General features: G+C 59.5%; 22 protein-coding genes. 12 read left to right on the forward strand and 10 right to left on the reverse strand.

The window, feature by feature from the left end; translation table 11 throughout:
- Nucleotides 1-417 precede the first annotated feature (417 nt).
- The 4 genes from BLR72_RS01590 to BLR72_RS01605 are packed head-to-tail and all read left to right on the forward strand — an operon-like array spanning nucleotide 418 to nucleotide 3795.
- Nucleotides 418-2001, forward strand: a complete 1584-nt coding sequence (locus BLR72_RS01590; protein WP_244506595.1) for a PAS domain-containing sensor histidine kinase — start codon at nucleotides 418-420, stop codon at nucleotides 1999-2001.
- Nucleotides 1998-2663, forward strand: coding sequence for a response regulator transcription factor (locus BLR72_RS01595; protein ID WP_091944417.1), 666 nt, complete (start codon nucleotides 1998-2000; stop codon nucleotides 2661-2663). Before BLR72_RS01590 ends, BLR72_RS01595 begins: the two co-directional genes overlap by 4 nt.
- Entirely contained in the window at nucleotides 2642-3019 is a 378-nt protein-coding gene (locus tag BLR72_RS01600; RefSeq protein ID WP_091944420.1) for a response regulator transcription factor, read from the forward strand. Before BLR72_RS01595 ends, BLR72_RS01600 begins: the two co-directional genes overlap by 22 nt.
- Entirely contained in the window at nucleotides 3016-3795 is a 780-nt protein-coding gene (locus BLR72_RS01605) for a response regulator transcription factor (protein WP_091944423.1), read from the forward strand. Before BLR72_RS01600 ends, BLR72_RS01605 begins: the two co-directional genes overlap by 4 nt.
- A gap of 52 nt (nucleotides 3796-3847) precedes the next feature.
- On the opposite strand, the gene BLR72_RS01610 is transcribed toward BLR72_RS01605, so the two are convergent.
- From BLR72_RS01610 to BLR72_RS01625, 4 genes are all read right to left on the reverse strand, one after another.
- Entirely contained in the window at nucleotides 3848-5044 is a 1197-nt protein-coding gene (locus tag BLR72_RS01610; RefSeq protein ID WP_091944426.1) for an MFS transporter, read from the reverse strand.
- Nucleotides 5045-5083: 39 nt separating this feature from the next.
- Nucleotides 5084-5308: a hypothetical protein gene (locus BLR72_RS01615; protein WP_091944429.1), complete on the reverse strand. Its 225-nt coding sequence runs from the start codon at nucleotides 5306-5308 to the stop codon at nucleotides 5084-5086.
- The gene (locus BLR72_RS01620; protein ID WP_091944432.1) at nucleotides 5305-6060 is read right to left on the reverse strand and encodes a COG4280 domain-containing protein; all 756 of its coding nucleotides are present in this window, start codon (nucleotides 6058-6060) and stop codon (nucleotides 5305-5307) included. Before BLR72_RS01620 ends, BLR72_RS01615 begins: the two co-directional genes overlap by 4 nt.
- A 341-nt stretch (nucleotides 6061-6401) precedes the next feature.
- Nucleotides 6402-6935 carry a DUF1003 domain-containing protein gene (locus BLR72_RS01625; protein WP_027233347.1) on the reverse strand — a complete coding sequence of 178 codons (534 nt, stop codon included), beginning with the start codon at nucleotides 6933-6935 and terminating at the stop codon, nucleotides 6402-6404.
- 104 nt (nucleotides 6936-7039) lie between these two features.
- Between BLR72_RS01625 and BLR72_RS01630 the strand changes: the two genes are divergently transcribed.
- The gene (locus BLR72_RS01630; RefSeq protein WP_210183712.1) at nucleotides 7040-7714 is read left to right on the forward strand and encodes an HAD-IA family hydrolase; all 675 of its coding nucleotides are present in this window, start codon (nucleotides 7040-7042) and stop codon (nucleotides 7712-7714) included.
- A gap of 49 nt (nucleotides 7715-7763) precedes the next feature.
- Here the strand turns inward: BLR72_RS01630 and BLR72_RS01635 are convergent, their stop codons facing one another.
- Nucleotides 7764-9638 carry a calcium-binding protein gene (locus tag BLR72_RS01635; RefSeq protein WP_091944434.1) on the reverse strand — a complete coding sequence of 625 codons (1875 nt, stop codon included), beginning with the start codon at nucleotides 9636-9638 and terminating at the stop codon, nucleotides 7764-7766.
- A 302-nt stretch (nucleotides 9639-9940) separates the two neighbouring features.
- Here BLR72_RS01635 and BLR72_RS22360 point away from each other — a divergent pair, with 302 nt between their 5' ends.
- Nucleotides 9941-10105: a hypothetical protein gene (locus BLR72_RS22360; protein ID WP_153668500.1), complete on the forward strand. Its 165-nt coding sequence runs from the start codon at nucleotides 9941-9943 to the stop codon at nucleotides 10103-10105.
- Nucleotides 10106-10128: 23 nt separating this feature from the next.
- Here the strand turns inward: BLR72_RS22360 and BLR72_RS01640 are convergent, their stop codons facing one another.
- Nucleotides 10129-11799 carry a Na/Pi cotransporter family protein gene (locus BLR72_RS01640; RefSeq protein WP_091944437.1) on the reverse strand — a complete coding sequence of 557 codons (1671 nt, stop codon included), beginning with the start codon at nucleotides 11797-11799 and terminating at the stop codon, nucleotides 10129-10131.
- A 347-nt stretch (nucleotides 11800-12146) separates the two neighbouring features.
- Here BLR72_RS01640 and dnaG point away from each other — a divergent pair, with 347 nt between their 5' ends.
- Together dnaG and rpoD are read left to right on the forward strand one after the other, a co-directional pair.
- Nucleotides 12147-14114 carry a DNA primase gene (gene dnaG, locus BLR72_RS01645; RefSeq protein ID WP_091944441.1) on the forward strand — a complete coding sequence of 656 codons (1968 nt, stop codon included), beginning with the start codon at nucleotides 12147-12149 and terminating at the stop codon, nucleotides 14112-14114.
- Nucleotides 14115-14418: 304 nt separating this feature from the next.
- Nucleotides 14419-16446: an RNA polymerase sigma factor RpoD gene (gene rpoD, locus BLR72_RS01650; protein WP_027233342.1), complete on the forward strand. Its 2028-nt coding sequence runs from the start codon at nucleotides 14419-14421 to the stop codon at nucleotides 16444-16446.
- An 88-nt stretch (nucleotides 16447-16534) separates the two neighbouring features.
- On the opposite strand, the gene BLR72_RS01655 is transcribed toward rpoD, so the two are convergent.
- Complete coding sequence (locus BLR72_RS01655; RefSeq protein WP_091944444.1) at nucleotides 16535-17059, reverse strand: TIGR00645 family protein; 525 nt, start codon at nucleotides 17057-17059, stop codon at nucleotides 16535-16537.
- A gap of 151 nt (nucleotides 17060-17210) precedes the next feature.
- Nucleotides 17211-19361, reverse strand: coding sequence for an OmpA family protein (locus BLR72_RS01660; RefSeq protein WP_175492255.1), 2151 nt, complete (start codon nucleotides 19359-19361; stop codon nucleotides 17211-17213).
- Between the two features lie 263 nt (nucleotides 19362-19624).
- Here BLR72_RS01660 and BLR72_RS01665 point away from each other — a divergent pair, with 263 nt between their 5' ends.
- Both BLR72_RS01665 and BLR72_RS01670 read left to right on the forward strand, forming a co-directional pair.
- A complete protein-coding gene (locus BLR72_RS01665) occupies nucleotides 19625-20080 on the forward strand; it encodes a YcgN family cysteine cluster protein (RefSeq protein ID WP_091946459.1) in 456 nt (151 codons plus the stop codon).
- 128 nt (nucleotides 20081-20208) lie between these two features.
- The gene (locus BLR72_RS01670) at nucleotides 20209-20553 is read left to right on the forward strand and encodes a hypothetical protein (RefSeq protein ID WP_027233337.1); all 345 of its coding nucleotides are present in this window, start codon (nucleotides 20209-20211) and stop codon (nucleotides 20551-20553) included.
- Between the two features lie 65 nt (nucleotides 20554-20618).
- Here BLR72_RS01670 and BLR72_RS01675 read toward each other — a convergent pair whose 3' ends face one another.
- Nucleotides 20619-21308: an SIMPL domain-containing protein gene (locus BLR72_RS01675; RefSeq protein WP_280140113.1), complete on the reverse strand. Its 690-nt coding sequence runs from the start codon at nucleotides 21306-21308 to the stop codon at nucleotides 20619-20621.
- 191 nt (nucleotides 21309-21499) lie between these two features.
- Here BLR72_RS01675 and BLR72_RS01680 point away from each other — a divergent pair, with 191 nt between their 5' ends.
- Nucleotides 21500-21790 carry a hypothetical protein gene (locus BLR72_RS01680; protein ID WP_036815342.1) on the forward strand — a complete coding sequence of 97 codons (291 nt, stop codon included), beginning with the start codon at nucleotides 21500-21502 and terminating at the stop codon, nucleotides 21788-21790.
- Here the strand turns inward: BLR72_RS01680 and BLR72_RS01685 are convergent.
- Nucleotides 21780-22445 carry an HAD family hydrolase gene (locus tag BLR72_RS01685; protein ID WP_091946462.1) on the reverse strand — a complete coding sequence of 222 codons (666 nt, stop codon included), beginning with the start codon at nucleotides 22443-22445 and terminating at the stop codon, nucleotides 21780-21782. The two genes, BLR72_RS01680 and BLR72_RS01685, sit on opposite strands and share 11 nt — an antisense overlap.
- A 159-nt stretch (nucleotides 22446-22604) precedes the next feature.
- Here BLR72_RS01685 and BLR72_RS01690 point away from each other — a divergent pair, with 159 nt between their 5' ends.
- On the forward strand, nucleotides 22605-23924 hold the full coding sequence (locus tag BLR72_RS01690) for an NAD(P)H-dependent oxidoreductase (protein WP_091944453.1): 1320 nt from the start codon (nucleotides 22605-22607) through the stop codon (nucleotides 23922-23924).
- The last annotated feature ends 144 nt before the right edge of the window (nucleotides 23925-24068 follow it).

The following is a 24068-nucleotide window of genomic DNA, read 5'->3' on the forward strand; positions in this document are numbered from 1 at the left end:
AAGGGAACATAATCGGGTGTCACGCTGCGGCGAAGTTTGCCAGCGAAGTTGATATTGGCATATCGCAACACAAAGTCACGCGATTTTAGCGAGGCGCCCTGGTGGGATGAGCCATCGATCTGCCAAGGCAAGTTAACAGCGTCATCAGTCACTTATCTCGGCCTCGTGCAGTAGATCGCTAGCGGCTTGTCGCCGTTTATTCGGCCATATTCATTGACGGGCGCCTCCTTGCTCTGGAGGAACCCCCGCATTTTGTTGTAAAACTTTTGGATCGGACGAAAACGTTTGGTTCGCCACAACCTTCTGCAATCATGGATTTCCATGAGGTGCGATAAGCGTAGTGCTAGATTACACTATCGTATGACGTCGGCAGCTCTGAAATCGATAGTCAATGGTATAGGAAGCGTAGGCGGCCCGATGGTTTTCTTTGTCGGGGAGGAGCAGCCGATTATGCAGATGGAAATTGCCAATCAAATGCAGGCCGAAGAGGCGCTGCGCGATCGGGAGCGCGAGCTTTCCTTGCTCGTTGATATGGTTCCCAGTCACCTCTGGCGCCTTACGCCCGAGGGTGAACCGACATTCTTCAATAGGCGCATGACCGATTTTCTGGGTCTGGACGTTCCAGATACCGACAAACCCGGAATGAGCCGACTGGACGTGCTCATAAGCACGGTGCTGCATCCACAAGACGCAGTGGAGTTTGGCGAAACGCTCCGCCACAGTCTCGCAACCGGCGTCCCCTTTTCCTTGAAGTATCGCCTGCGCCGAACCGACGGGCTCTATCGTTGGATGTCGAGCCGCGCCGAGCCGCTTCGTGACCACACGGGACGCATCGTTCAATGGTACGGTCTTTGCCATGACATCGACGACCTGGTGACGGCCCAGGAGGCGCTGCACGATCGGGAGCGGGAACTGTCGCTGCTCGTCGACATGGTCCCGAGCAATCTCTGGCGGCTGACCCCGCAGGGAGAGACCACCCTCGTCAACAAACGCATGGCGAACTTCCTCGGGATGGACTTGGATGACACGCAACAACTGGCGGTGGTGTTTGATACTATTTTCCACCCCGACGATGCCGGGGAGGTGGAGGCCGTTCTCGGGAGCTGTTTGCGCACCGGCGAGCGCTTCTCGATGAAGTATCGTCTGCGCCGGGCGGATGGCGTATATCGCTGGATGTCCGGTCGCGCTGAGCCTTTGCGCGATGAGGACGGAAATATTGTCCAGTGGTTCGGCCTCTGTCACGATATCGATGATCAAATGCACGCGGAAGATGCGCTTCGACGCGCATACGACAAACTCGCCCAGGCGACGCAGGCAGCGAGCCTGGCCGAACTGTCCGCGTCTATCGCGCACGAGGTAAATCAGCCGCTGGCAGCCATCGTCGCCAATTCCCATGCATGTTATCGTTGGCTTTCCGCGACCCCTCCAAACGTCGAACGTGCCAAGATCACGGCCGAGCGCATCACCCGCGATGCGAATTCGGCCGCGGATGTCGTGAGCCGTGTGCGCGCGCTCTTCCGCCGAACGCCGCATGCCAGGTCGCCGGAAGATGTCAACCGGTTGACCAGTGAAGTCTGCCAACTGATGGTCGATGAGGCCGCGGCCAAGAACGTACGCATCAGGACGGAACTTGCCCCCGACCTGCCGTCGGTTGCGCTCGATCGCGTCCAGATACAGCAGGTACTCGTAAACTTGATCCGCAACGGCGTCGAAGCAATAGAAGCTGCAGCCGACAGCCAGCATGTTCTGCAGATCCTCTCCTCTTTCGATGGCCCTGACGCCATTCGGATCGAGGTTCGAGATGACGGAACGGGCTTCAAGGACGCCGAGCGGGTGTTTGAGCCGTTCTTTACGACCAAGCCGCATGGGATGGGTATGGGGCTGGCAATCTGCCGTTCTATCATCGAATCGCACGGGGGCCGCCTCTGGATGGCCAACAACGAGATGCGCGGGGCGACTGTCGCCTTCAAGCTGCCGTTGGCGGCGAGCGAGACGCCATGAACTCGCGCGATGAAATCGTCTTCGTGGTCGATGACGACGCACGCGTACGCGAGGCGCTCGGCGAACTACTGGAATCGCTCGGATGGCGAACCGAGACCTTTGCTGCCGCCGCCGATTATCTCGCCTGTCCGAAGCCGGATCTTCCCGCGTGCCTGATCCTCGATGTCGAACTCCCTGACGTCAACGGCCTGGAATTTCAAAAGCAGCTATCGAGTGACGCGCATCCTCCGATCGTGTTTATCACGGGCCATGGCGATATTCCGTCATCGGTAAGGGCCATTCAGGGTGGGGCGGTCGACTTTCTTGCCAAGCCGGTCGGGGAGGTTGATCTGATCGCGGCAGTGCGGGCGGCGATCCGGCGCGACCGTGAACAACGTACGACGCGCGCCGAACTGGCTGAGCTTATGCGCCGGCTGTCGGCGCTTACGCCGCGCGAGCGAGAAGTATTGCCACTCGTTGTCAGCGGCCTTCTCAACAAGCAGGCGGCAGCCGAACTCGGCATCAGCGAGATTACCCTCGAAATTCACCGCAGCAAGATCATGCACAAGATGGAAGCGGCGTCGCTCGCCGACCTGGTGAGGATCGCCGAGAAGCTGCGCATCCCAGTCACTCATTCCAGACGATCCGGAAGCTCGCGCGAATGTACAACCAGAAGTCTGTAGTTGCGATCGTCGATGATGATCAGCGCCTGCTCGACTCGCTCGAGGATCTCCTCGAATCCGCGGGACATGTCGTGCGGGCGTTTTCGTCCGCCAGGAAACTGTTGGAGAGCAACGCTGCGCATGAAATCGATTGCCTGATTACCGATATCGGCATGCCAGGTATGGATGGCTTTGAACTGCAGCGCTTGATGAAAGACAAACACCCCGACCTGCCTGTGATCCTGATTACGGGCAGGCACGAACTCGCAGAGCAAATGCAGCCCAAACATGGCTGGTTCTTCCGCAAGCCTTTCGACGGGCAAGCGTTGCTTGCAGCGATCGGCGATGCACTGACTGGAAAGGGGACTCCAAAATGAGCATAAGCTATCATGCAAATGTAAGCCTGGGGCATACCGTACCCGATCGATCGCAGACCGTGAGCGATTGGGGCGGGGCGGAGCGTCCATTGGTTATCTTCGTCGATGACGATGCGAAGCTCCGTGAAGCACTCGACGAACTGATGCAGTCGGTGGGCCTCGACACCATCAGCTTCGGCTCGACGCAAGAGTTCCTCGAAGCCGAGCTCTCTGATCGGCCGGGATGCATTGTCGCCGACGTGCGCATGCCGGGCGTGAGCGGTCTCGATCTCCAGCATCGGCTCCTGGAAAGCGGCGATGAAAAGCCGATTATCTTTCTTACCGCCCATGGCGACATCCCGATGTCCGTGCAGGCGATGAAGGCCGGAGCGGTAGACTTCCTCACCAAACCGGTACGCGACCAGACGTTGCTCGATGCCATAGCCGCAGGAATTGACCGCGATGCCAAGCAGCGCGCCCAGGCGCGGATCGTTACCGACCACCTGAGCAAATTTGCGCTGCTCACACCACGCGAGCGTCAGGTGATGCAGGAGGTCGCGATTGGCCGTCTGAACAAACAGATCGCATTCTGCCTTGGCATCAGCGAAATCACCGTAAAGCTTCACCGCTGCAACGTCATGCGTAAGATGAAGCTCACATCAGTCGGCGAACTCGTTCACGTCTGGGAGGCGCTGCCTGAAGGCGTGCGCAATTCGGTCGAAGCTCAGCCTTGTTCCGCCAAAATTGCGGATGCCGGCCGCCTCGCAATTTCGCATCGACCGGCCATGGCATTTTGAATAATGCGGCGGCGCGTTCGGCAGCGCCCGCGCTCGACGCTTCACGGCAGTTTCAAGCCGGAGCTTCAGTCGTTCCAGTACCAGTCGTTTCGCGAAGGCGGCGATTGACCGCCATCGCCAGAGCCCATGCCCCGGCGGTGATTGCCACGCAAGCCGCGGCGAGTCCGGCGTAGCCCGCGGCCGTAATCGTCGCACCAGCGATCAGCGGGCCTGCTGCGAAGCCAAGCAGATAGGCCGAACCCGCCGCTGCCGCCCAACGGCCGCTGCGGTCAAGTGCTGCTGAAAGACCAAAAAGATACGGGATTGAAAAATAGTAGATCACCACCGACGCGATGAGAGCGACCAGATAGACAATCGCGCTTTGCGAGAAGCAGAGCGCAATTGTGATGATGGCGAAACCGATACAAAACCCTGTGATCGGAATTGCCCGGCCCCAGCGCAAGTTGAGAACGGTGGCGGCACCAGCGCCCAGGAGCCCGATCAGCGATGCGATGGTCAGCGCATAGCTCACTTGCGATGTGTCGAGACCGGCGCGCTCGCCGAGAGGCGCGCTGAAGGTGTAGACCGCAGCGGAAGCAGCCAGATAAAGCACGATGGCCGTGAACGTCATGACGCCGATCAAAGGCGGGGCCGCCACCACCAAAGCCGCAGATCGGTGGACGTTTCGGGCGCGGTCGTTCGGAATGAGGAGCAGTAGCGGGGAGAGTGCGAGAGTGACCCCCGCGATAAATGCAAAAATGCCCCGATGTGCGAATGTGGCGGTGAGTTGGCCGCCAATAGCGAAGAGCCCAACGCTTCCAAGCGCCCAGACGACCTGAAAGTAGCCGTAAACCTTATCCGGGTTTCTGCACCGGGAAGCGACAATGGAAAGCGACACAGCGTAGATTGCGCCTTCCCCGACACCCGCGAAGCCGCGAAGAAATGCGAGCGATCCGAGAGAAGTGCTAAAGATCGACGCTCCTTGCGCCAACAGCGTCAAAGCAACGGCGGCGAGGCAGACGCGCCTGTAAGAAAACCGGGGCAGAACAGGCGCAATCAGGATCGCAGTGGCAGCAAGGGTTACGAACTCCACGAAGGCGACAAAGCCTGCGTCGCGCTCTGAAAGCGAAAGCCCGTCCATCATACCGCTGACGAGGAAGGGTGCCATTTGCGGTACCAGTCCGCCGATTACCTGCGCGGCGATCGCACCGACCACGACGGGCCACGAATCGCCCGCTGCTGAAACGTCCCGCATCGCATCAATTCCCATGGTGCCCTCCCACAAGTGCCACAGGTTGTAATCATGCCATCAAGTGTCGGACGGCCGCTTCCCTCTCGCGGCGCGCCAGGTGCTTTCTGCCAGAATGAGAATGCATCCGGCAAGCAGCAACAACCCGCCAGTCAGACCCGGCAGCCCCGCAAATTCCACGGCTGCAGCTATAATAGCGATCAGCAGGATCGACAGCAGCGCCAGTGCGCCGTCGTCGATGAACATGCCGATCAATTCCTTCAACGCGGAGGCGAGAAAGCTCATCGGAATACTGCCTTTACCTGACCTTCGTTATAGCTGCGCAGCAGACGCACGGCTATCAGCGAGAATAGTGCAAGAACGACGAAGATGGCGATGAGTGAAAGATCGGCGCCCGGCCAGTGCGCCCCAAGGCCTTCTCCGGTCCAATAAACGCCGAAGGCGGTCAGCAGCAGGCCGACGACGAATTTCAGCGTGTTCTCCGGAACGCGAGCCAGCGGCTTATGCACCGCTGCGCCAATGGCGAGCACCAGCAGGCACGCAACGGCCGCGCCAAGCGCCGCATAACCGATCATCCCGCGTCCGGCGCCGACGGCAATGACGATGAAGACCACTTCGATGCCTTCGAGCAGGACGGCCTTGAACGCCGCCGTGCCGGCGATGAAGTCAGCGCGGCGCTCGGCGGCCTGACGCTTGAGCAAGTCTGTTTCCTTGGCAAAGGCTTCCGTCTCGTCATGCAGGGCAATGAATCCCGACGCGCGCAGGATCGCCTTGCGCAGCCAGCGCATGCCGAACAGGATCAGCAGCGTGCCGATGACGAACTGCAGCAGTTCCACCGGAATCAGGCCAAGGAGCGGCCCGAGGACTATGACGATCAAAGCAAGGACGACGAGCGCGAGAACCGTGCCGATTATGGCGGGCCGCCAGCTGCGCGATACGCCTACGGCGAGAATGATGGTGAAGGCTTCGACGACCTCGACGAAGGAGCCGAGGAAAGCCGCCGTCATGGTGGAAGCGATTGTCGTGATGTTCGTCATGGAATAAATCGCTCCGTAATCAGAGGTTTAGGCAACGTGGCACTGTAACGGGTGCCGGCGCAACCGCTAGATAGACGCAAAGCCGTGTCAAAAATTTAATCGAATCCATCGAGGTGATCCACATTTGCTGCCCGGTGGCGGATCAAGGTCAACGCTCCAGATTGCATGGCTCGCATGCAATTTTGTGCATTGCAATATCCGAGGGTGAACACTATCTTCAAACCGTTGGGCTCTTCTCCTCCCAGAAACCCCAACCTGGAATGTACTGCACCTCCTCCCGCGGTACATTTACAATCAGGACCGCTGCACCTCCTCCCGCAGCGGTCCTTTTCGTTTCTGCCTCATTCCGATTTGTCAGCAGTATCCTGTGACTTGGCCAGTTCCTGCACGGTCTCGGCAAGGGTCACAACTTCCTTTTCGCGCATCTGGTCGATTTTCTGATGCAGGAGTTCGATCTTCTCGTGCAGCAACTCGATCTCGAGTTCCGCCTTGATGTTTATCTTGTAGTCGTTCTCAGCTTCCTTGCGGTCGATATCCTGCTGCCGGTTCTGGCTCATCATGATGAATGGCGCCGCATAGGCTGCCTGAAACGAGAGAGCAAGATTGAGCAGGATGAAGGGGTAGGGATCCCAATTGCGCACATAGGCAGTGATGTTGAGAATGATCCAGAAGAACAGGATCGTCGTCTGGATGATGATGAACGTCCAGGAACCCATGGTCGCGGCGACCGTGTCGGCGATCTTCTGCCCCGGGGTTAGTTGCGCGCGATCGGCCGGCTTCTCCTTGCGATGTTCACGGCGAACTGCACGCAGATGATGCAGGAGCCTGAGTTCGGCTTCCTGCAAACCCCGCTTCACTTGCTCGACGTTAGGCATGGACGTGCTCCCCTATTCACTGAGACCTGATCGTGGACTGGCAATCAATGACGGAAATGCACTACAACTCAGGCAAAATGATTGCAGTTGAAAGGACGTGCAGAGTGCCAGCAACAGCCGTGTTCGAAAAGAGTTATTCCGCTTTCCTGTTCGACATGGATGGCACCCTCATCAGTTCGACGCTCGCCGCCGAACGGGTCTGGGCGAAGTGGGCCGAAGGTCATGGGATTGACGTCCGCACGTTCCTGCCGACGATGCATGGCGCGCGCGCCGTCGATACGGTGCGCCGGCTCGGCCTGCCGGGCGTCGACCCGGCAGCCGAAGCGTTGAAGATCACGCGGGCCGAGATGGACGACGTTGGCGGCATCTTCGCGCTCAAGGGCGCCGTTGAGTTTCTTGGCAAGCTGCCGCAGGCCCAATGGGCCATCGTCACGTCGGCGCCGCTCGATCTTGCCAGGCGGCGTCTTGCGGCGGCGGGTGTTCCGCTTCCGCAGACGATGGTGGCCGCAGAAGATGTCGCAATCGGCAAGCCCAATCCGGATTGCTATCTGCTCGCAGCAAAAAAGCTCGGCGTCGATATCGGCGATTGTCTCGTCTTCGAGGATGCGGTGCCCGGCATCCTGGCCGGCGATGCAGCCGGTGCGGATGTGCTTGTCATCACGGCAACCCACAAGCATGCGCTCGAGACCGCGCATGCCGTGGTGTTCGATTATCGGCATCTGGACGTGGTTGTCGAAGACGACGGGCGAATGTCGCTGCGCAGGGTTGATGTAGCGTAACGCAAGGGCGCCGTCGGGCGCCCTCGTTGATTTCAAGGTAAGGATTTCGTCAGACGTGGACGTTGTCCGGCGTCAAATCTTCAAGTGAGGCATTGGCAATGAGGATGCTCGATGTCGACGCGCTGTCGCCGTCTAGATCAACGAGCACGCCGTTCTCCGTCTGGGTGGCGGCGTGCATGAAGTCCTCGAAGGAATGCAAAGTCGAAATGAGGTCGCGCTGGACGATGATAATGTCCCCCTCGGCTCCATTGAAGTCAGTGATGACATCATGGCCCTGTCCGCCGATGCTGTTGAAGATGAAATAATCCCCGCCGGCTCCGCCCGACAATACATCATCACCGGTCCCGCCGGTGAGTTCATCATTGCCGTCTTCCCCATAGAGCATGTCGTCGCCATTGCCGCCATGCAGCGTATCGTTGCTGAAGCCGGCGCGCAGCAGATCGTTGCCATCGCCGCCTTCCAGAAGATCCGCATGGCGTCCGCCGATCAAAACGTCGTCGCCCTGGGCGCCATAGAGCTCGAAATGCTCGACGTTGAAGATGTGCTGGCCCTGCAGTCCCGTAGTGCGCACGTCAATGTATCCGCCATCCCGCTCGGTCACCGTGAGCCGCAGAAGGTCGTCGCCTTCACCACCGTCGATGAACGCAAATGAATTGCCTGCATTGAGAATGTCATCGCCGCTCCCGCCATCGAGATAATCTCCGGCGTGGGGAATGTCGTTCTGCAGGCCCTGGACGCCCGCATAGAGGGTATCGTTGCCAGCGCCACCCTCGAGATGATCGGCGCCTCGGCCGCCTACCAGAAGATCGTCGCCGTCATTGCCGATGAGCTTGTCGTCATTGTCGGTGCCGACCGCTAGATCGCCGTGCTTGCTGCCGTAGAATTCGAGACGCTCTATGCCCGTCGCGTACTTCGTGTGTGAAGGATACGCATAGGGGTATTCGGAAGTTGAAAGCTGGATATCGCCGTGGTTCCACGCCTGGTAAACGGCCTTGAAACCGTCGCTTTGGCTCTCGTAGCGATCGTAATCGGTCACGTTGACGATGAGGGTGTCGAAGCCGGCGCCGCCGGAGACCTTCGACAAACTGCTTATTTCGATGGTATCGTTGCCTTCGCCAGCATTGATGCGGTCGAAACCGCCCCCGCCGACAATGGTGTCATTACCGGCATTGCCGGTCAGGAAGTTGTCGCCCGCATCACCGACAATGTGGTCGTCGTACTTCGAACCATAAACGCCTTCGAAGCCGATGAGCTGGTCGCCCTCGGCTGCTCCGCCGTGCTGGACGATGCGGTTTAGGTCGACATCGATGCCGGCCTTGGAGCCGGTATATTCGGCGATGTCCTCGGTGCCGGAGCCGCCATCCATGAAATCGGCACCGTCGCCGCCATTGATGACATTGTTGCCGGCATCGCCGATCAAACGATCGTTGAAGGCCGAGCCGCTGAGATTCTCGATGCCGTGCAGCCGGTCGCCTTCGGCATCGCCGCCGAACTGCTGGCCCGTGCGGCGCAGGTCGACATCCACAGCTTCGGACGATGTCGTATAGCTAGCCCGATCATGGTCGGTGGTGGAATTGTCGAAAAGGCGGTCGGCTCCTGCGCCCCCGGTGAAAACGTTGTCCTTCGCATTGCCGGTGATGGAGTCATCATGGGCCGAGCCCATGACATTCTCGATATCGACCAGCGTATCGCCGCTGGAATAGCTGAGCCCCGGCGTTACGGCCTGCCTCTCGATCTCAAGGTCGACATTGATGCCAGTCTCCGAGCCCCGATAGTCGACTGTGTCGCGTCCTTCGCCGCCATCAATGCGGTCTTCACCGGCGCTGCCGATCAGCCGGTCATTGCCGGCAAGGCCGGACATGGTGTCCTCGTCGGTCGTGCCCTTGAGCACATCGACATTCTCAGAACCTGTGACATTTGCCATTTCCGAACTCCCCACGTTGGATGCTGGCGGCAATCTCAATCAATAAATATACGCAGTCAAATGTTTGAAATTACTTCAATAATCCGAGCAAATTTCTGAAACTGGCGCGTCAGAAACAATGTTTTCGTCGGCTATTCGTTGCCCGGTTCAGGAGTATTGAAGAAGCATTCGCCCTACATTTTCGAAGCGATACCCCGCGTCCAACCTCAGGTGGACAACACCGATCAACTGAAGGTGATAGTTAATGTCGGATGGAACCAGCCGCCTAGATCTACGTTGTTGAGCAAATAACGGAGGCGACAATGAAAGAACATCGGTGGTCGACAATTATCGGAATACTGGCAGGGTTGTCGGTGGGTGCAGGTGTGGGCGAAGCAATGATGGGAAATATATTGCTCGGCCTATTGATAGGTTCGGCCATGGGCGCCTTCATAGGTTCTAACACGCACGTCCATCGCGACTATTGATCCTGTTGCCTCAAGAAATCTGCTCAGCTGTGCAGCGCACGCAAACGTGTGGTGTTGAGGAGCCCCTGTTCCTCGAGCACGGGATAGGCCATTGCGGCGAGTAGCGAGTTGATCTGCTTGAGATCGCGGATGGTATCGAGGTGGATCGAACTCGTCTCGAGGCTGCGGGTCGTTCCTTCACGCAATCGGTTGAAATGTCTGTCGCTGGTTTGCTTCTCGGCATCGCGCAGATGATCCTTTTCCAGTACCAGCTGATGCGCGGTTTCGCGATCTCGTGACACGAGGACGTTGAACGCCATCCGCGCATTGGTCAGTACCCTTGCATGGAAATCGCTGAGTTCGCGCCAGCCCTCATCGGTAAACTGCAGCTTGCGGTCCATCTTCTTTTGCACGAGCGCCAGCATGTTGCGCACGATGATATCGCCGACCTGTTCGAGTTTGACGCAGGCGCCGAGTAGTTCGCGCGCCCGACCCACCTCATAATCCGACAGTTTCCGCGTCGTCAGTTTGGCGAGATAGAGCTTGATGGCGGCGTGCTTGCGGTCGACCTTGTCATCGAGCGCCGAGAGTTCATCGATCCGTGCCTGGTCGGGATTTTCATAAAGGTCGATAATGCCGCGCAGCATGATCTCGACCGTTTCGCAGACGCTGACCGTCTCGCGTGTTGCATTGGCAAGAGCAAGGCTTGGGGTATCGAGCACGCTTTCATCGAGCGCACTGAGTTCGACATGGTCGATGGGCTTTTGCGGCTCGGCCGGTGCGTTAAGGGCCACCACCGCCCGCGTCGCCTTGAGAACGAGCGAGGACAGCGGCACCCCGGCAAGAAGGATGATGACATTGAAGAGGATGTGGCCGTTGATCACCTGGTCGGCCGGCGTGCTGCCAAGAACGGCAACGGGCGGACGGAAGGCGAGATAGAGCGTCAGGATGACGATGGAGCCGAGCCCGCGCATCAGGAGATTGCCCATCGGCACGATGCGGGCTTTCGGCGCGGCGTTGCGGGTCAGGACCGGCGCGATGAACGACGAGCCGAGATTGACGCCGCAGATCATGACGATGCCAAGTTCGGGCTGGATCAGGCCGCGCGCGGCGAAGGTGACAACGAGCAGCACCGCTGCAATGCTCGAATGGAAAAGCCAGGTCATCAGCGCCGCGAGAAGGAAAGCCGTCACCGGGTCGGTATTAAGGTAACTGACGATGACCGGCAGGAGTTCGCTGTTGCGCAAGGGTTCGGTGGCTTGCCCGGTCATTTCGAGCGACAGCACCAGCAGTCCGATACCGACGAGAATGCGGCCCAACTGCCGCCAGTTCCTGCGCTCGGTAGACATGAAGATTACCGTGCCGGCAACGAGGCAGAGCGGCACCAGCAGCGTGAGGTCGAAGCTCAGGATCTTGACGACGAGCGCCGAGCCGACCTCGGCGCCGCGCACTGCCATCAGACCAGCAATCCCGCTGACAATGCCGGACCCGACAAAGGAACCGACCAGGAGGCTGACTGCGGTCGAGGATTGCAGCGCGATCGACAACATCAAGCCCCAAAGCACGGCAAGCACGGGATTGTGCAAAACGCCGCGCAGGCTGCGGCGCATGCGCTCGCCATAGGCGCGCTCGACACCGGTGCGGACCATGCGCGTTGCCCACAGGAGCAGCGCCACCGCGCCGGCCAAGTGCAACAAAACCGAGGAACCGTTCACTTGATGCAATCCATTCGTGTTGGAGATTGCGGTATAGCAGCCAGAAGAATCTGGCAGCCGCTTGTTAAGATAACATATCGCGGTAAAAGCGAAAAAAATATGTTCCGGCTAAGAAAAATCATGTCGCATTTGGCACAATTTATCAGTTTGATGACGGATTTGTGTCGCCACGCCAGAAGTTTGCCGGCTATGCAAAATCGTAAGTTCAAGCCGAATCACCATAACGCGATGAACAGGGGATGACGGGGTTGCCGCCCTTCCGCCCAAACCTTATTTGTTGCAGTATGGTCTGCACATCGGGTTCGCAGCGATCCGACCTTGCTTACATCTGACGAACGAAGAGCAGCATGCGATTTTCGCCATCCTTTCTCGATGAGATCAGGGAACGCGTACCGATTTCCAGCGTGATCGGCACGCGGGTTTCGTTCGATCGCAAGAAGACCAATGCGCCGAAGGGCGATTTCTGGGCCTGCTGCCCGTTCCATGGCGAGAAGTCGCCGAGTTTTCATTGCGAGGATCGCAAGGGCCGCTACCATTGCTTTGGCTGCGGGGTGACCGGCGACCATTTCCGTTTTCTTACGGAACTTGAGGGGTTGAGCTTTCCGGAGGCCGTGCAGCGCGTCGCCGACATGGCAGGCATTCCGATGCCCGCGCGCGACGTTGAATCGGAGATTCGCGAGGCAAAACGCGCGACGCTCTATGACGTCATGGAAATGGCGACCCAGTTCTTCGAGGAGCGGTTGCAGGCAGCAAGTGGAGCCAAGGCGCGCGCCTATCTGCGCGATCGGGGCTTGAGCGCGGCAACGCAGCATGCCTATCGCCTTGGTTACGCGCCGGAAAGCCGCAATGCGCTTAAAGAACATCTCGCACTGAAGGGGGCGACGAAGGAGCAGATCGAGGCCTGCGGCCTTGTCGTCTACGGGGATGACAAACCGGTCTCGTTCGACCGGTTTCGCGACCGCATCATGTTCCCGATCGAGGATCTGCGTGGCCGGATCATTGCCTTTGGTGGGCGGGCGCTGACGCCGAACGCCATTGCTAAATACATGAACTCCAACGAAACCGAGCTTTTCCACAAGGGCAAGGTCCTGTTCAATGCGCTGCGCGCTCGCAAGGCGGCGCAGCCGCAAGGCGGGCAACCGGCAAAAGCCGTGATTGCCGTCGAAGGCTATATGGATGTTATTGCGCTGGCGCAGGCTGGCTTTGCCCAGGCGGTCGCGCCGCTCGGCACGGCCTTGACCGAGGATCAGCTCGATCTTCTCTGGCGCATGTCGCCCGAGCCTGTCCTCTGCTTTGACGGCGACAATGCCGGTATCAAGGCAGCGCACCGGGCGATCGATCTCGCTTTGCCGGCGTTGAAGCCTGGACGCTCACTGCGCTTTGCAGTGCTGCCGGAGGGCAAGGACCCGGATGATCTCGTCAAGGCGTCCGGCCCGCAGGCATTCCAGGCCGTGCTTGATGATGCACGTCCGCTCGCGGACATGCTGTGGGCGCGCGAAACGAGCGGCGGCATATTCGACACGCCCGAACGGCGCGCCGAACTCGAGGCGCGGCTGAAACAGATGACGAGCCTTATCGGTGACGAGAATGTGCGCCGCCATTATGCCCAGGACGTTCGCGACCGCATCCAGCAGTTTTTCAGCGCCAATACGCGAGGCAATGAGCGTCGTGGGGCCGGACAAGCGGGAAGCAACCGCAACAGCTTTGGCCCGCAGGCCGGTTATAGCCAGCGGGGGCGAGGGGCTCCCAATGGGCGGCTCGCCGTATCGGAAAGTTTAGCGCGCTCGGTTCTCGTCAAGACAAGCTCCGCTACGCTTCCCCTGCGCGAGACCGCAATCCTTATGACATTGTTCAACCATCCCCGGCTTATCGAGGATGATTTCGAGACGATCGTGCGGCTTGAATTCAGCCATCCCGATCTGAAGCGCTTCCATACCGCTATGCTGAACGCCATGGCCGAACATCACGTGGCGGACGGCCGTGAAATGCGCAAGGCGATGACCGAGACCGGCCACGGCGCGCTGATCGAGGCGCTGGAAGCGCTGGTAAGGCGCGCCCGCATGTGGACGGCGACGGCGGAGGCGGCGGAAGAAGACGCGCTTGAAGCTTTAAGACAGGCCATTCACTTGCATCAGCGCGCCAGCACCCTACATAAGGAGCTGAAAGTCGCTGAAACTGCATTGGCTACGGAAGCCACCGACGAAAATCTCAACCGGCTGCTCGATATTCAGAATGCCATCCGAAGTGCGCAGGCAACCGAAGCACTGATCGAAGGGTTCGGAATACCCTCGGGACGGTCGGGCAAGGGGTTTTGACCGAATTGATTCGCTTTTTTACCGCGAATCAGTTGAGTCGGGGTTGACGTGGGTCAATAATGACGGAATCAGATTGCGCGGAATTGTAGATATTGCGTTGATGTTTGCGGGTCCAGCAGAAAATCCTGCAAATGCGGCAAATATCCAATGTGCTCGCCATCACCGGGATAACAAGGTTAATCCGACATTAACAGCATTTCGGCTACTCGAACATTCAATAGCTTGATGGTGCAGGGGAACCGGGGTGCCGCCGCACCGTTCCACCATGCATGAACAAGGCGAAGGCCGCTTGGAGATATAGAATATGGCAACGAAGGCAAAGGAAAACGAGGAAGTAGAAGTCGAGCGCGAGGGCGCGCCGGACGGTCCGCTTCTCGACCTTTCCGATGACGCTGTCAAGAAGATGATCAAGCTCGCCAAGAAGCGCGGCTATGTGACGATGGACGAACTCAATGCGGTTCTCCCATCCGAAGAGGTCACTTCCGAGCAGATCGAAGACACGATGGCGATGCTCAGCGACATGGGCATCAATGTCGTGGAGGATGACGAGCAGGACGCAGACGCCGAGGAAGCCGACAGCAGCGCCGATGAAGAGAGCGATGCCCGTGAGCTTGCGGATGCGACCGGCACCGCCGTTGCTCCGACGACGACCAAGAAGGAACCGACCGACCGCACCGACGATCCAGTCCGCATGTATCTGCGCGAGATGGGCACGGTCGAGCTTCTGTCGCGTGAAGGCGAAATCGCCATCGCGAAGCGCATCGAAGCGGGCCGCGAGACGATGATCTCCGGCCTTTGCGAGAGCCCGCTGACCTTCCAGGCGATCATCATCTGGCGTGAGGATCTCAACGAGTCGAAGATTCTGCTGCGCGAAATCATCGATCTTGAAACGACCTATGCCGGTCCGGAAGCCAAGCAGGCTCCGGTCATCGAACGCGTTGAAGAAGAACGGCCCGCAGGCGGTAACGACAAGTCGCGCCGTTCGCGCGACGACGACGACATCACCAATGTCGGCGGCGACGCTCCGGTCGAGGAAGAAGACGACGAGGATGACGAGGCGAACCTGTCGCTTGCCGCGATGGAAGCCGAACTGCGCCCGCAGGTCATGGAAACGCTCGATGTCATCGCCGATACATACAAGAAGCTGCGCAAGCTGCAGGACCAGCAGGTCGAGAACCGCCTTGCCGCCTCCGGTTCGCTTTCGCCGAGCCAGGAGCGCCGCTACAAGGAGCTCAAGGACCAGCTGATCAAGGCGGTGAAGTCGCTTTCGCTCAATCAGAACCGCATCGAGGCCCTGGTTGCCCAGCTTTACGACATCAACAAGCGCCTCGTGCAGAACGAAGGGCGCCTGCTGCGCCTTGCCGAATCCTACGGCGTGCGTCGTGAGGATTTCCTGAAAGAGTATCAGGGCAACGAGCTCGATCCGAACTGGCTGAAGGCCGTTTCGAACCTAACAACCCGTGGCTGGAAAGAGTTCACCAAGAACGAGAAGGACACGATCAAGAACCTTCGTACGGAAATCCAGAACATGGCGCAGGAAACCGCCATTTCGATCTCGGAATTCCGCCGTATCGTCAATCAGGTGCAGAAGGGCGAACGCGAGGCCGCTCTGGCCAAGAAGGAAATGGTCGAGGCCAATCTGCGTCTCGTCATTTCGATCGCCAAGAAATACACCAATCGCGGCCTGCAGTTCCTTGACCTGATCCAGGAAGGCAATATCGGCCTGATGAAGGCGGTCGACAAGTTCGAGTATCGCCGCGGCTACAAGTTCTCGACCTATGCGACCTGGTGGATCCGTCAGGCGATCACCCGCTCGATCGCCGATCAGGCCCGCACGATCCGCATTCCGGTGCATATGATCGAGACGATCAACAAGATCGTTCGCACGTCGCGCCAGATGCTGCATGAGATCGGCCGCGAGCCGACGCCGGAAGAGCTTGCCGAAAAGCTTGCCATGCCGCTGGAAAAGGTGCGCAAGGTGCTGAAGATCGCCAAGGAGCCGATCTCGCTCGAAACGCCTGTGGGCGATGAAGAGGATTCGCATCTCGGCGATTTCATCGAGGACAAGAATGCGCTCCTGCCGATCGACGCCGCCATTCAGGCCAACCTTCGCGATACGACGACGCGGGTTCTCGCATCGCTGACGCCGCGTGAGGAACGCGTGCTGCGCATGCGCTTCGGCATCGGCATGAACACCGACCACACGCTGGAAGAAGTCGGCCAGCAGTTCTCGGTAACGCGCGAGCGTATCCGCCAGATCGAGGCGAAGGCGCTGCGCAAGCTCAAGCATCCGAGCCGTTCACGCAAGCTGCGTTCGTTCCTGGACAGCTGAGCCGCTAATACCGCTACTAGAAATGCAAACGGGATGGGTGCAAACCCATCCCGTTTTGTTTTTGGGGTGTTAGCAGAAGCTGTTGCGCCTAAAGCGAAGGCTCGTCGGACTTCTTCTCGCTCTTGTCCTTCACCATGAGCTTGTCGATATAGGCAAGAAACAGCGCGGAGAACACGAAAGTCAGGTGGATCAGCGTAAACCAGGTTAGTTGCGAAGTTGAGAACTGCGTCAGGTTGAGAAAGACCTGGAGCAGGTGGATCGACGAGATGGCCACGATGGTCGAGGCGACCTTGATCTTCAGGGATCCGGCGTCGATCGTGCCGAGCCAGTGCACCTCGTCCGCCTGGTCGAAGCGGCTCACGAAGTTCTCATAGCCAGAGATGATAACCATGACGACGAGGCTCGCGACCAGCGCGGCATCGATCAGGCCGAGCATTTTGAGGATTGTGTCGGTCTCGTCGAGTACGGTGACCTTGGCTACGAAATCGATCAGCTTACCGGCGAACGAAAATGCATAGATTGCGAGCGCGAGAGCGAGGCCAAGGTAAAAAACCACCAGCAGCCAACGCGAGGCGAGAATGATATTTTCGACAAGTATTTCAATGCGTTTCATAGTGTGGGTCCAATTTCTCGAACTGGGCTCAGCCAATAAATGCTCCAGGGGTTTAGCCAACACATAGCAATCGATGTTGCGAACTCAACCCGCAGCGACAAAAAACCCGGGCAATCGCCCGGGTTTTTTTGCTTCAACGGTCTCCTTGCAATCAATTGTTGCTGGCGACCGGTGCGACAAGCGGCGTAATGCGGCGGATCGCAACCCGTCGGTTCTGCTGCTCGGGCGATTCCGTCCTGATCTTCAGATAGCGCTCGCCATAGCCCTGCGTTGCCATGTTCTCCGGCGGAATGTCGAAGACGTTGGTGAGCGCCTGCGCCACCGATTCGGCGCGCTTGTCGGAAAGAACGAGGTTTGCCTGGTCCGAACCCACCGCATCGGTATGGCCCTCGATCAGGAAGGTCTCGGCCGGGTTCTTCTTCAAGGTCTGCGCCATTGCCTTGGCGACGCTATCCAGGCGCGTGATCTGGTCTTCCCCGATCTCGGCCGACCCGAAGGCGAAGGTGATCGTATCGAGATCGACGCGGCGCACCTTGTCGCGGATACGCGCCGAGCGCTTGACTTCATCGACCGAATAGATTCGCTCCACACGCTCGACCGGCGGGCGGGCAAAGAAGTCATAGACTTCTTCTTCCGGCGCCTCTTCGGCATCGAGGATGTAGTCGCGCACCGGAATGTCGAGGCGCAGCGGCGGCAGGTCGTCGCCGGGATCGCGCCAGTTAACACGCTCCTCCCGGTCATAATCCGGCGCGTAGGTCAGCAGAACTTCGCGACCATCCGGGGTAATGCGCGAGCGCTGAATGACATCGCCGTAGCGGTTGCGGATCGTAACGATCTGTACGCCGTTCTCCCGGACGATGGTTTCGCGCGTGCGCCGCCGCGGCAGGTCTTCATAATAGACGTCCTGGGCGTTGCGGCTCATGCGCGGGCGGTCGGAGCTTTCGACGAAGATATTGTTGTCGACCTCGACGATGGCGCGGTTGTCATATTGCTTGATGACCTGCACATCGCCCGGCCGCTCGTCGCGCCGCGCCTGTTTGGTGCGGGTGCCCTTTTCGACAAGCACGGGCTCGATCTTGACGGGTGCGATTGCCTGCTGCACGTCGGCATCGGTCTTCGGCGCGGGTCCGGCGGGTGCCGCCGGTTGCTGGGCGACCGGTTGCTCGGCTGGTGCTGGAGGCTGGCCGGCCTGCTCGGCCTGCTCGGCCTTGTTGCCGCGCTTGCCGCCCTTCTGTTTTGCATCCGCCGCTGGAGCGGGCTTGTCGCTGTCAAGCACCGGCGCGGCATTGGCCGGGAGGGGCGAGGCTTCCTGCGGTGCGGGCTTCGCGGCTTCGGCAGGCGCTGGTGCTGCCGGCTGGCCGCTCGCGGCGTCGGCCGGCTTGGCGGGCGCAGTTTCAGCCGCGGGTTGATTGGGCATCGCTGCGGGCTGCTCGGCAGTCGCGGGTGCCCCGGTTGCCGGCGCGGCCTGTTTGGCTGCTTCGTCGGCAGCCTTTTTGGCGTCTTCCGCTGCTTGTTCGGCCTGTCTGTCGGCAGCCTTCTGTGTGCTTTCGGCCTTCTTGCGCGCTTCTTCTTCGGCGGCCTTCTGGGCTTCTGCCGCCTTTGCAGCTTCAGCCTCTGCTGCCTTTTTTGCCTGTTCGGCCTGCTTTGCGGTTTCGCCTTCAGCAGCCTTTGCCGCATCGGCTTCGGCAGCGGCTTTCTTTCGTGCTTCTTCTTCTATGGCTTTTTGCTGCTCGGCTGCCTTGTTGGCCTCAGCCTCGGCGTCGCGTTTGGCCTTCGCTGCGTCCTCTGCCGCCTGTTCCGCTGCGGCCTTCGAGGCCATCGCTTCTTCGGCTGCCTTGCGCTTTGCTTCTTCTTCTATGGCCTTCTGCTGTTCGGCGGCCTTGTTCGCTTCGGCTTCAGCGGCGCGCTTGGCTTCCTGTGCCTGCTTGGCAGCTTCGGCCTCTGCAGCCTTCGCGGCTTCCGCAGCCTTGCGGTTTGCCTCTTCTTCTATGGCTTTCTGCTGCTCGGCGGCCTTTTCGGCTTCCGCCTGTGCAGCCCGCTTGGCTTCTTCGGCTTGCTGCTTGGCTTGGTCTTCTGCCTGTTGCTTGGCCTGCTCTTCAGCCTGTTGCGCCGCCTTGCGCTTCAATTCCTCCTGTGCCGGGTCCTCCTGGGCGGGCGCGGGCTGTTCGGCCTGCGCCACCACCACCGGCATGTTGGAGTTGGAGGAAATATAGGGCCGGTTGAGCGGCGGCTGTTCCGCCATGGCATAAGGCGAGGAAAAGAGAATTGCTGTTGAAGCAAAAAAGAGCGCTGTACGTTTCATTGTCATCCCTGTCTCGCGTTCCTTCTTGTTGAAACACGTCAAAAGTTCGCGATCGCAACCTTGTTCCGGTTTGTGGCAACGGCTTGACCATTGCGATCTTCGTTTCAGTTTTCATCGCCCGTGGCAATGCGTCGGTCCGACGTTGACCGAACTGATCGAACCCACGTTTGCAGCTTGCGCCTGTATCCCCCATGAAGGCGCCGTTCATCTGGCATTCATGTTTTAAGAATGGACGCGGCCCGGCTGGCGATGTATTTCAGCGCATGCCCTCTGAACCCTTCTGGAAGACAAAGATCCTCGATGAGCTCAGCCGCTCCGAATGGGAAAGCCTGTGCGACGGTTGCGGTCGGTGTTGCCTGCACAAGCTCGAAGACGAAGACACCGAAGAGATTTATTTCACCACCGTCGCCTGTACCTTGCTCGATGCCGGCACCTGCCAATGTTCGGATTACGTACACCGCAAGGCCAAAGTCCCGGACTGCGTTTTCCTGACCCCCGAAATCGTGCGCACCGTCGACTGGCTGCCGGAAACATGCGGCTATCGCTTGATCGACGAGGGGCGCGACCTCTACTGGTGGCATCCGCTCGTATCCGGAAGCCGGGAAACCGTGCACGAGGCCGGGATATCCGTGCGGGGCAAGGTCACCGCCTATGATCATGAAATGAAGAGCGACGAGGATTATTTCAATCACATGATGACGCTCGAAGAATCCGACTGAGATAAACCGAATGTGAATGCTCCGTTGAGGAATTGTTCAGATCGAATGTGGAACAAAGCGCTCCTGTCCGGATTCCAGTAAGCTTGGAAATTCCCCCCATCCCGGACACAAAAACAGGAGAACGCCAAATGGCTGTTTCATTCAAAACGTTGGCTGTTACCGCGACCATCGCCCTCGGTTCAATTATCGGCGTCAACGCCGCTTCGGCAGCGCCGATCGCGGCCGCACCAATGACCGATGGCGCTTCGCCGCTTGTGAAGGTCGATTATTATCGCCGCGATTATTACCGTCCGCCCTACCGTCCGGCTCCCGCCTGCACGCCGGGACAGGCTGCGAGCAAGGCAAGCCGCATGGGCCTGTATAACACCCGTGTCGTCGTCAACCGCAATGTCGTTCGCGTCGCCGGCTGGAAGCGCGGCTACCGCACGGCAGTGGTCTTTGCCCGCGCACCGGGTTGCCCGGTCGTTCGCTAAGCGCGACATAACAAAGAAAAGGGTGCCGCTCGGCACCCTTTTTATTTGCGCTCTACGCTTTGAACTCAGTTCTTAAGCTCAAACGTCATGTTCACATTGACGTTGTAGGTGTTCTCGCCGGCAGCAACGGGAACGGGTGATGCCGCGTCCATTGCCATCATCTTGCCGCGCGCCGCCATCGGAACCGGGCGCGGACTGAAGCTCTGTTCGTTGATTTCGATGACCCGGCCAAGTTCGACGCCGGCCGCGGCAGTCAGCGTCTTTGCGCGCGCAACGGCATTTGCAACGGCGTTCTTGCGCGCTTCTTCAAGAATTGTGTCCGGCTTGTCGTTGGTGAAGATGATGTTGCCGCCCTGGTTGACGCCGAGCGTGACCGACTGGTCGAGGATGTCGCCGACCTTTGCGAGGTCGCGTACCCGCACCGTCAGGGAATTTGACACGGCGTAGCCGACGATCGACGGCGGTTTGGGCGGCTGGTTATTGTTGTTTTCCGGGAACACATAGCGCGGGTCGATGCTGAAGCCGGAGGTCTGCAGATCGCGTTCGGCTATCCCGGCCTTTTTCATGGCGTCGAGTACCTTGGCCATGGCTTCATTGTTGGCGGTCAGCGCCTCGCGGGCCGTTGGCTTTTCCTGCATGACGACCAGCGACAGGATCGCGGTGTCGGGCGCAGCAGCGGCTTCGCCTTCACCTGTGACCGTGATACGCGGGCGCGGCGCGTCCTCGGCATAAGCAGCCATAGGCACCGCGACCATGGTGGTTACTGCAAGGGCCAGCGTCAGGATTTTCGATGTCATGGATAACTCCCCAGATGAAGTGACGTTGCTGCGTCGCAGGTGATTATGGGTGGATTAGGGCAAAAGACAAAACTTTTGAACAGGATAGGTTTTGTGCATCCAAACGGCATCCTGAACGTTACCAAGCAAATGTCAGAGGAGTTTTGACGATGAACTGGACCGAGCCCAAGCAAAAGCCCCGCAGGAACGAATCGCCCGAGACCGAAACGTCTGGCCCGCAGTCGTTCGACCGGGACGAGATCGTTGACGACGATGTCATCGCGGATGACGAACTCTCCATCCTCGGCGAACGTCAGGTCGAGCCGGAAGATGCCGGCGAGGTATCGGAGGAAGATGACGACAATCCCTATCAGAACAGCGACGAAGCGCTGCCTGATGACGAGGAGGAACTGGAAATCGCGCGCGATCCAGAACGCGAGGGACGCCGCTTCAACGATTAGACATCCAGGCGCCGATAGCGTTCCAGTCGGAAAACACGGCCGAAGCGCCCTTTGCGATAAGCGCGGGGGCGTGATCCTCATGGGTGTGGGTGCCCCCGGTGTAGCCGATCGCGGTCATGCCGGCGGCAACGGCACCCTCGACGCCGAAGGGCGAATCCTCGACGACCACACATTTGGCTGGGTCTGCCTGCATCTTTTCGGCGGCAAGGAAGAAGAGGTCGGGCGCCGGCTTGCCGCGCTTGACCATGAACGAGCTGTAGACCGCATCGCCGAAAAAGCGCGCCAGCCCGGTGATTTCGAGGCTGAAGCGGATGCGTTCGAGCGACGAGCCGGAGGCAACGCAGTGTGCCGTTTCGAGCCCTTCCAAAAATGAGACGATTCCCGGTGTCGGCTGCAGCGACTCTGCGAAGATGCGCTTCGTCTCCGGCCAGAGACCGGTCTCCGCTCCGTCCGCAAGCTGCAATCCCGTGAGTTCAGCGACGCGGGCGATGATGTCGGCCTGCTTCAGGCCGATGCATTGCGCGATCGTGCCATCAGGCAGCGACAGGCCCTGCCGGGCATAGATATTGCGATAGGCGAGCGCCGCAAGCGGCTCGCTGTCCACAAGCACACCATCGCAATCAAAGATCACCAGTTCGAATCGGTTCTGCGGCATTTCCATCCTCGTTGTTGGCCCTTCCGGGCATCTTAATGATCGATCTTTACCGCTCTTATAATGCACATAGGTCTTGACTAAAATACAAATGTTCAATATTCGATGATTGTAATTTGAAAGGCTCCGCACAAGCCGGCGGGGACCGCTGAGGGAGGCGTTATGGCGAGCAATGTTGCACTGACGGGACTGGCGCGAGACATGCAGGCGCGGGCGGATGCCGGGCGGCCGATCCGCATCGGGCTGATCGGTTCGGGCGAGATGGGCACCGATATCGTGACGCGCGTGGCGCATATGCCGGGCATCGAGATCGGCGCGATCTCGGAACTGAAGCTGCCGAATGCGCTCAAAGCCGTCGACATCGCCTACCAGGAGAGCGGCCATGGCCGCGAGGTGGCCAATGCCGCGGCGCTGACGGCGGCGATGGAGGCCGGCAAGGTCGCCGTCACCGACGATGCCAATCTCATCCTTGAAAACGACCTCATCGACGTCGTCATCGATGCGACCGGGGTCCCGGCGGTCGGAGCCGAGATCGGCCTGCGGGCAATGGAGCACGGCAAGCACCTCGTGATGATGAATGTCGAGGCGGACGTGACCATCGGCGCCTACCTGAAGAGCGAGGCCGACCGGCTCGGCGTCACCTATTCGCTCGGCGCCGGCGACGAGCCGTCGTCGTGCATGGAACTCATCGAATTCGTCTCGGCCATGGGCCATCCGATCGTCGCCGCCGGCAAGGGCAAGAACAACCCCCTCAACATCGACGCCATTCCCGACGACTATGCCGAGGAAGCCGAACGCCGGCACATGAACGTGCGCATGCTGGTCGAGTTCGTCGACGGCTCGAAGACCATGGTGGAGATGGCGGCGATCGCCAATGCCACCGGGCTCGTGCCCGACAAGCCCGGCATGCACGGTCCGGCGGCAACGCTCGACCAGCTGTCGAAGACGCTGATCCCGGAAAAGGATGGCGGCGTGCTCTCACGGGTCGGCGTCGTCGACTATTCGATCGGCAAGGGCGTTGCCCCCGGCGTCTTCGTCGTCGCCGACATGTCGCATCCGCGCATTTCCGAGCGCATGGAAGACCTGAAGATGGGGAAGGGCCCGTACTTCACCTTCCACCGGCCCTATCACCTGACCTCGCTCGAAGTGCCGCTGACCTGCGCCCGTGTCGTCCTTTACGGCAAGCCCGACATGGTGCCGCTGGCCAAGCCCGTGGCCGAAGTCTGTGCCGTCGCCAAGAAGGACATGCAGCCCGGCGAGAAGCTCGATGCCATCGGCGAATATTGCTACCGCGCCTGGATCATGACCGCGGCGGAAGCGCGCGAGGCCGGGGCAATCCCCTGCGGGCTTCTGCAGGGCGGCAGCGTCACGGCACCGATCCGCAAGGGCGAACTCATCACCAGCGCCAATGCCGCGCCGGTGCCAGGCTCCAAGATCGTCGAACTGCGCGCCCGCCAGGACAAGCTCGTCTACGGCGCGTGAGCGAGAGAGGATCGATGTAGTCGATCCTCATTCATTTCGCTTTCGGAACGACTGGAGAAGACCAAGGCTAATCAATACGTTGCTTTAGTGCGCCATCAATAAATTAATCTGTGCAAAACCCTGACATCCTTGAAAAAGACTGCA

Origin of the sequence: Phyllobacterium sp. YR620, from assembly GCF_900104165.1 — a bacterium.
GTDB classification, from domain to species: Bacteria; Pseudomonadota; Alphaproteobacteria; order Rhizobiales; family Rhizobiaceae; genus Phyllobacterium; species Phyllobacterium pellucidum.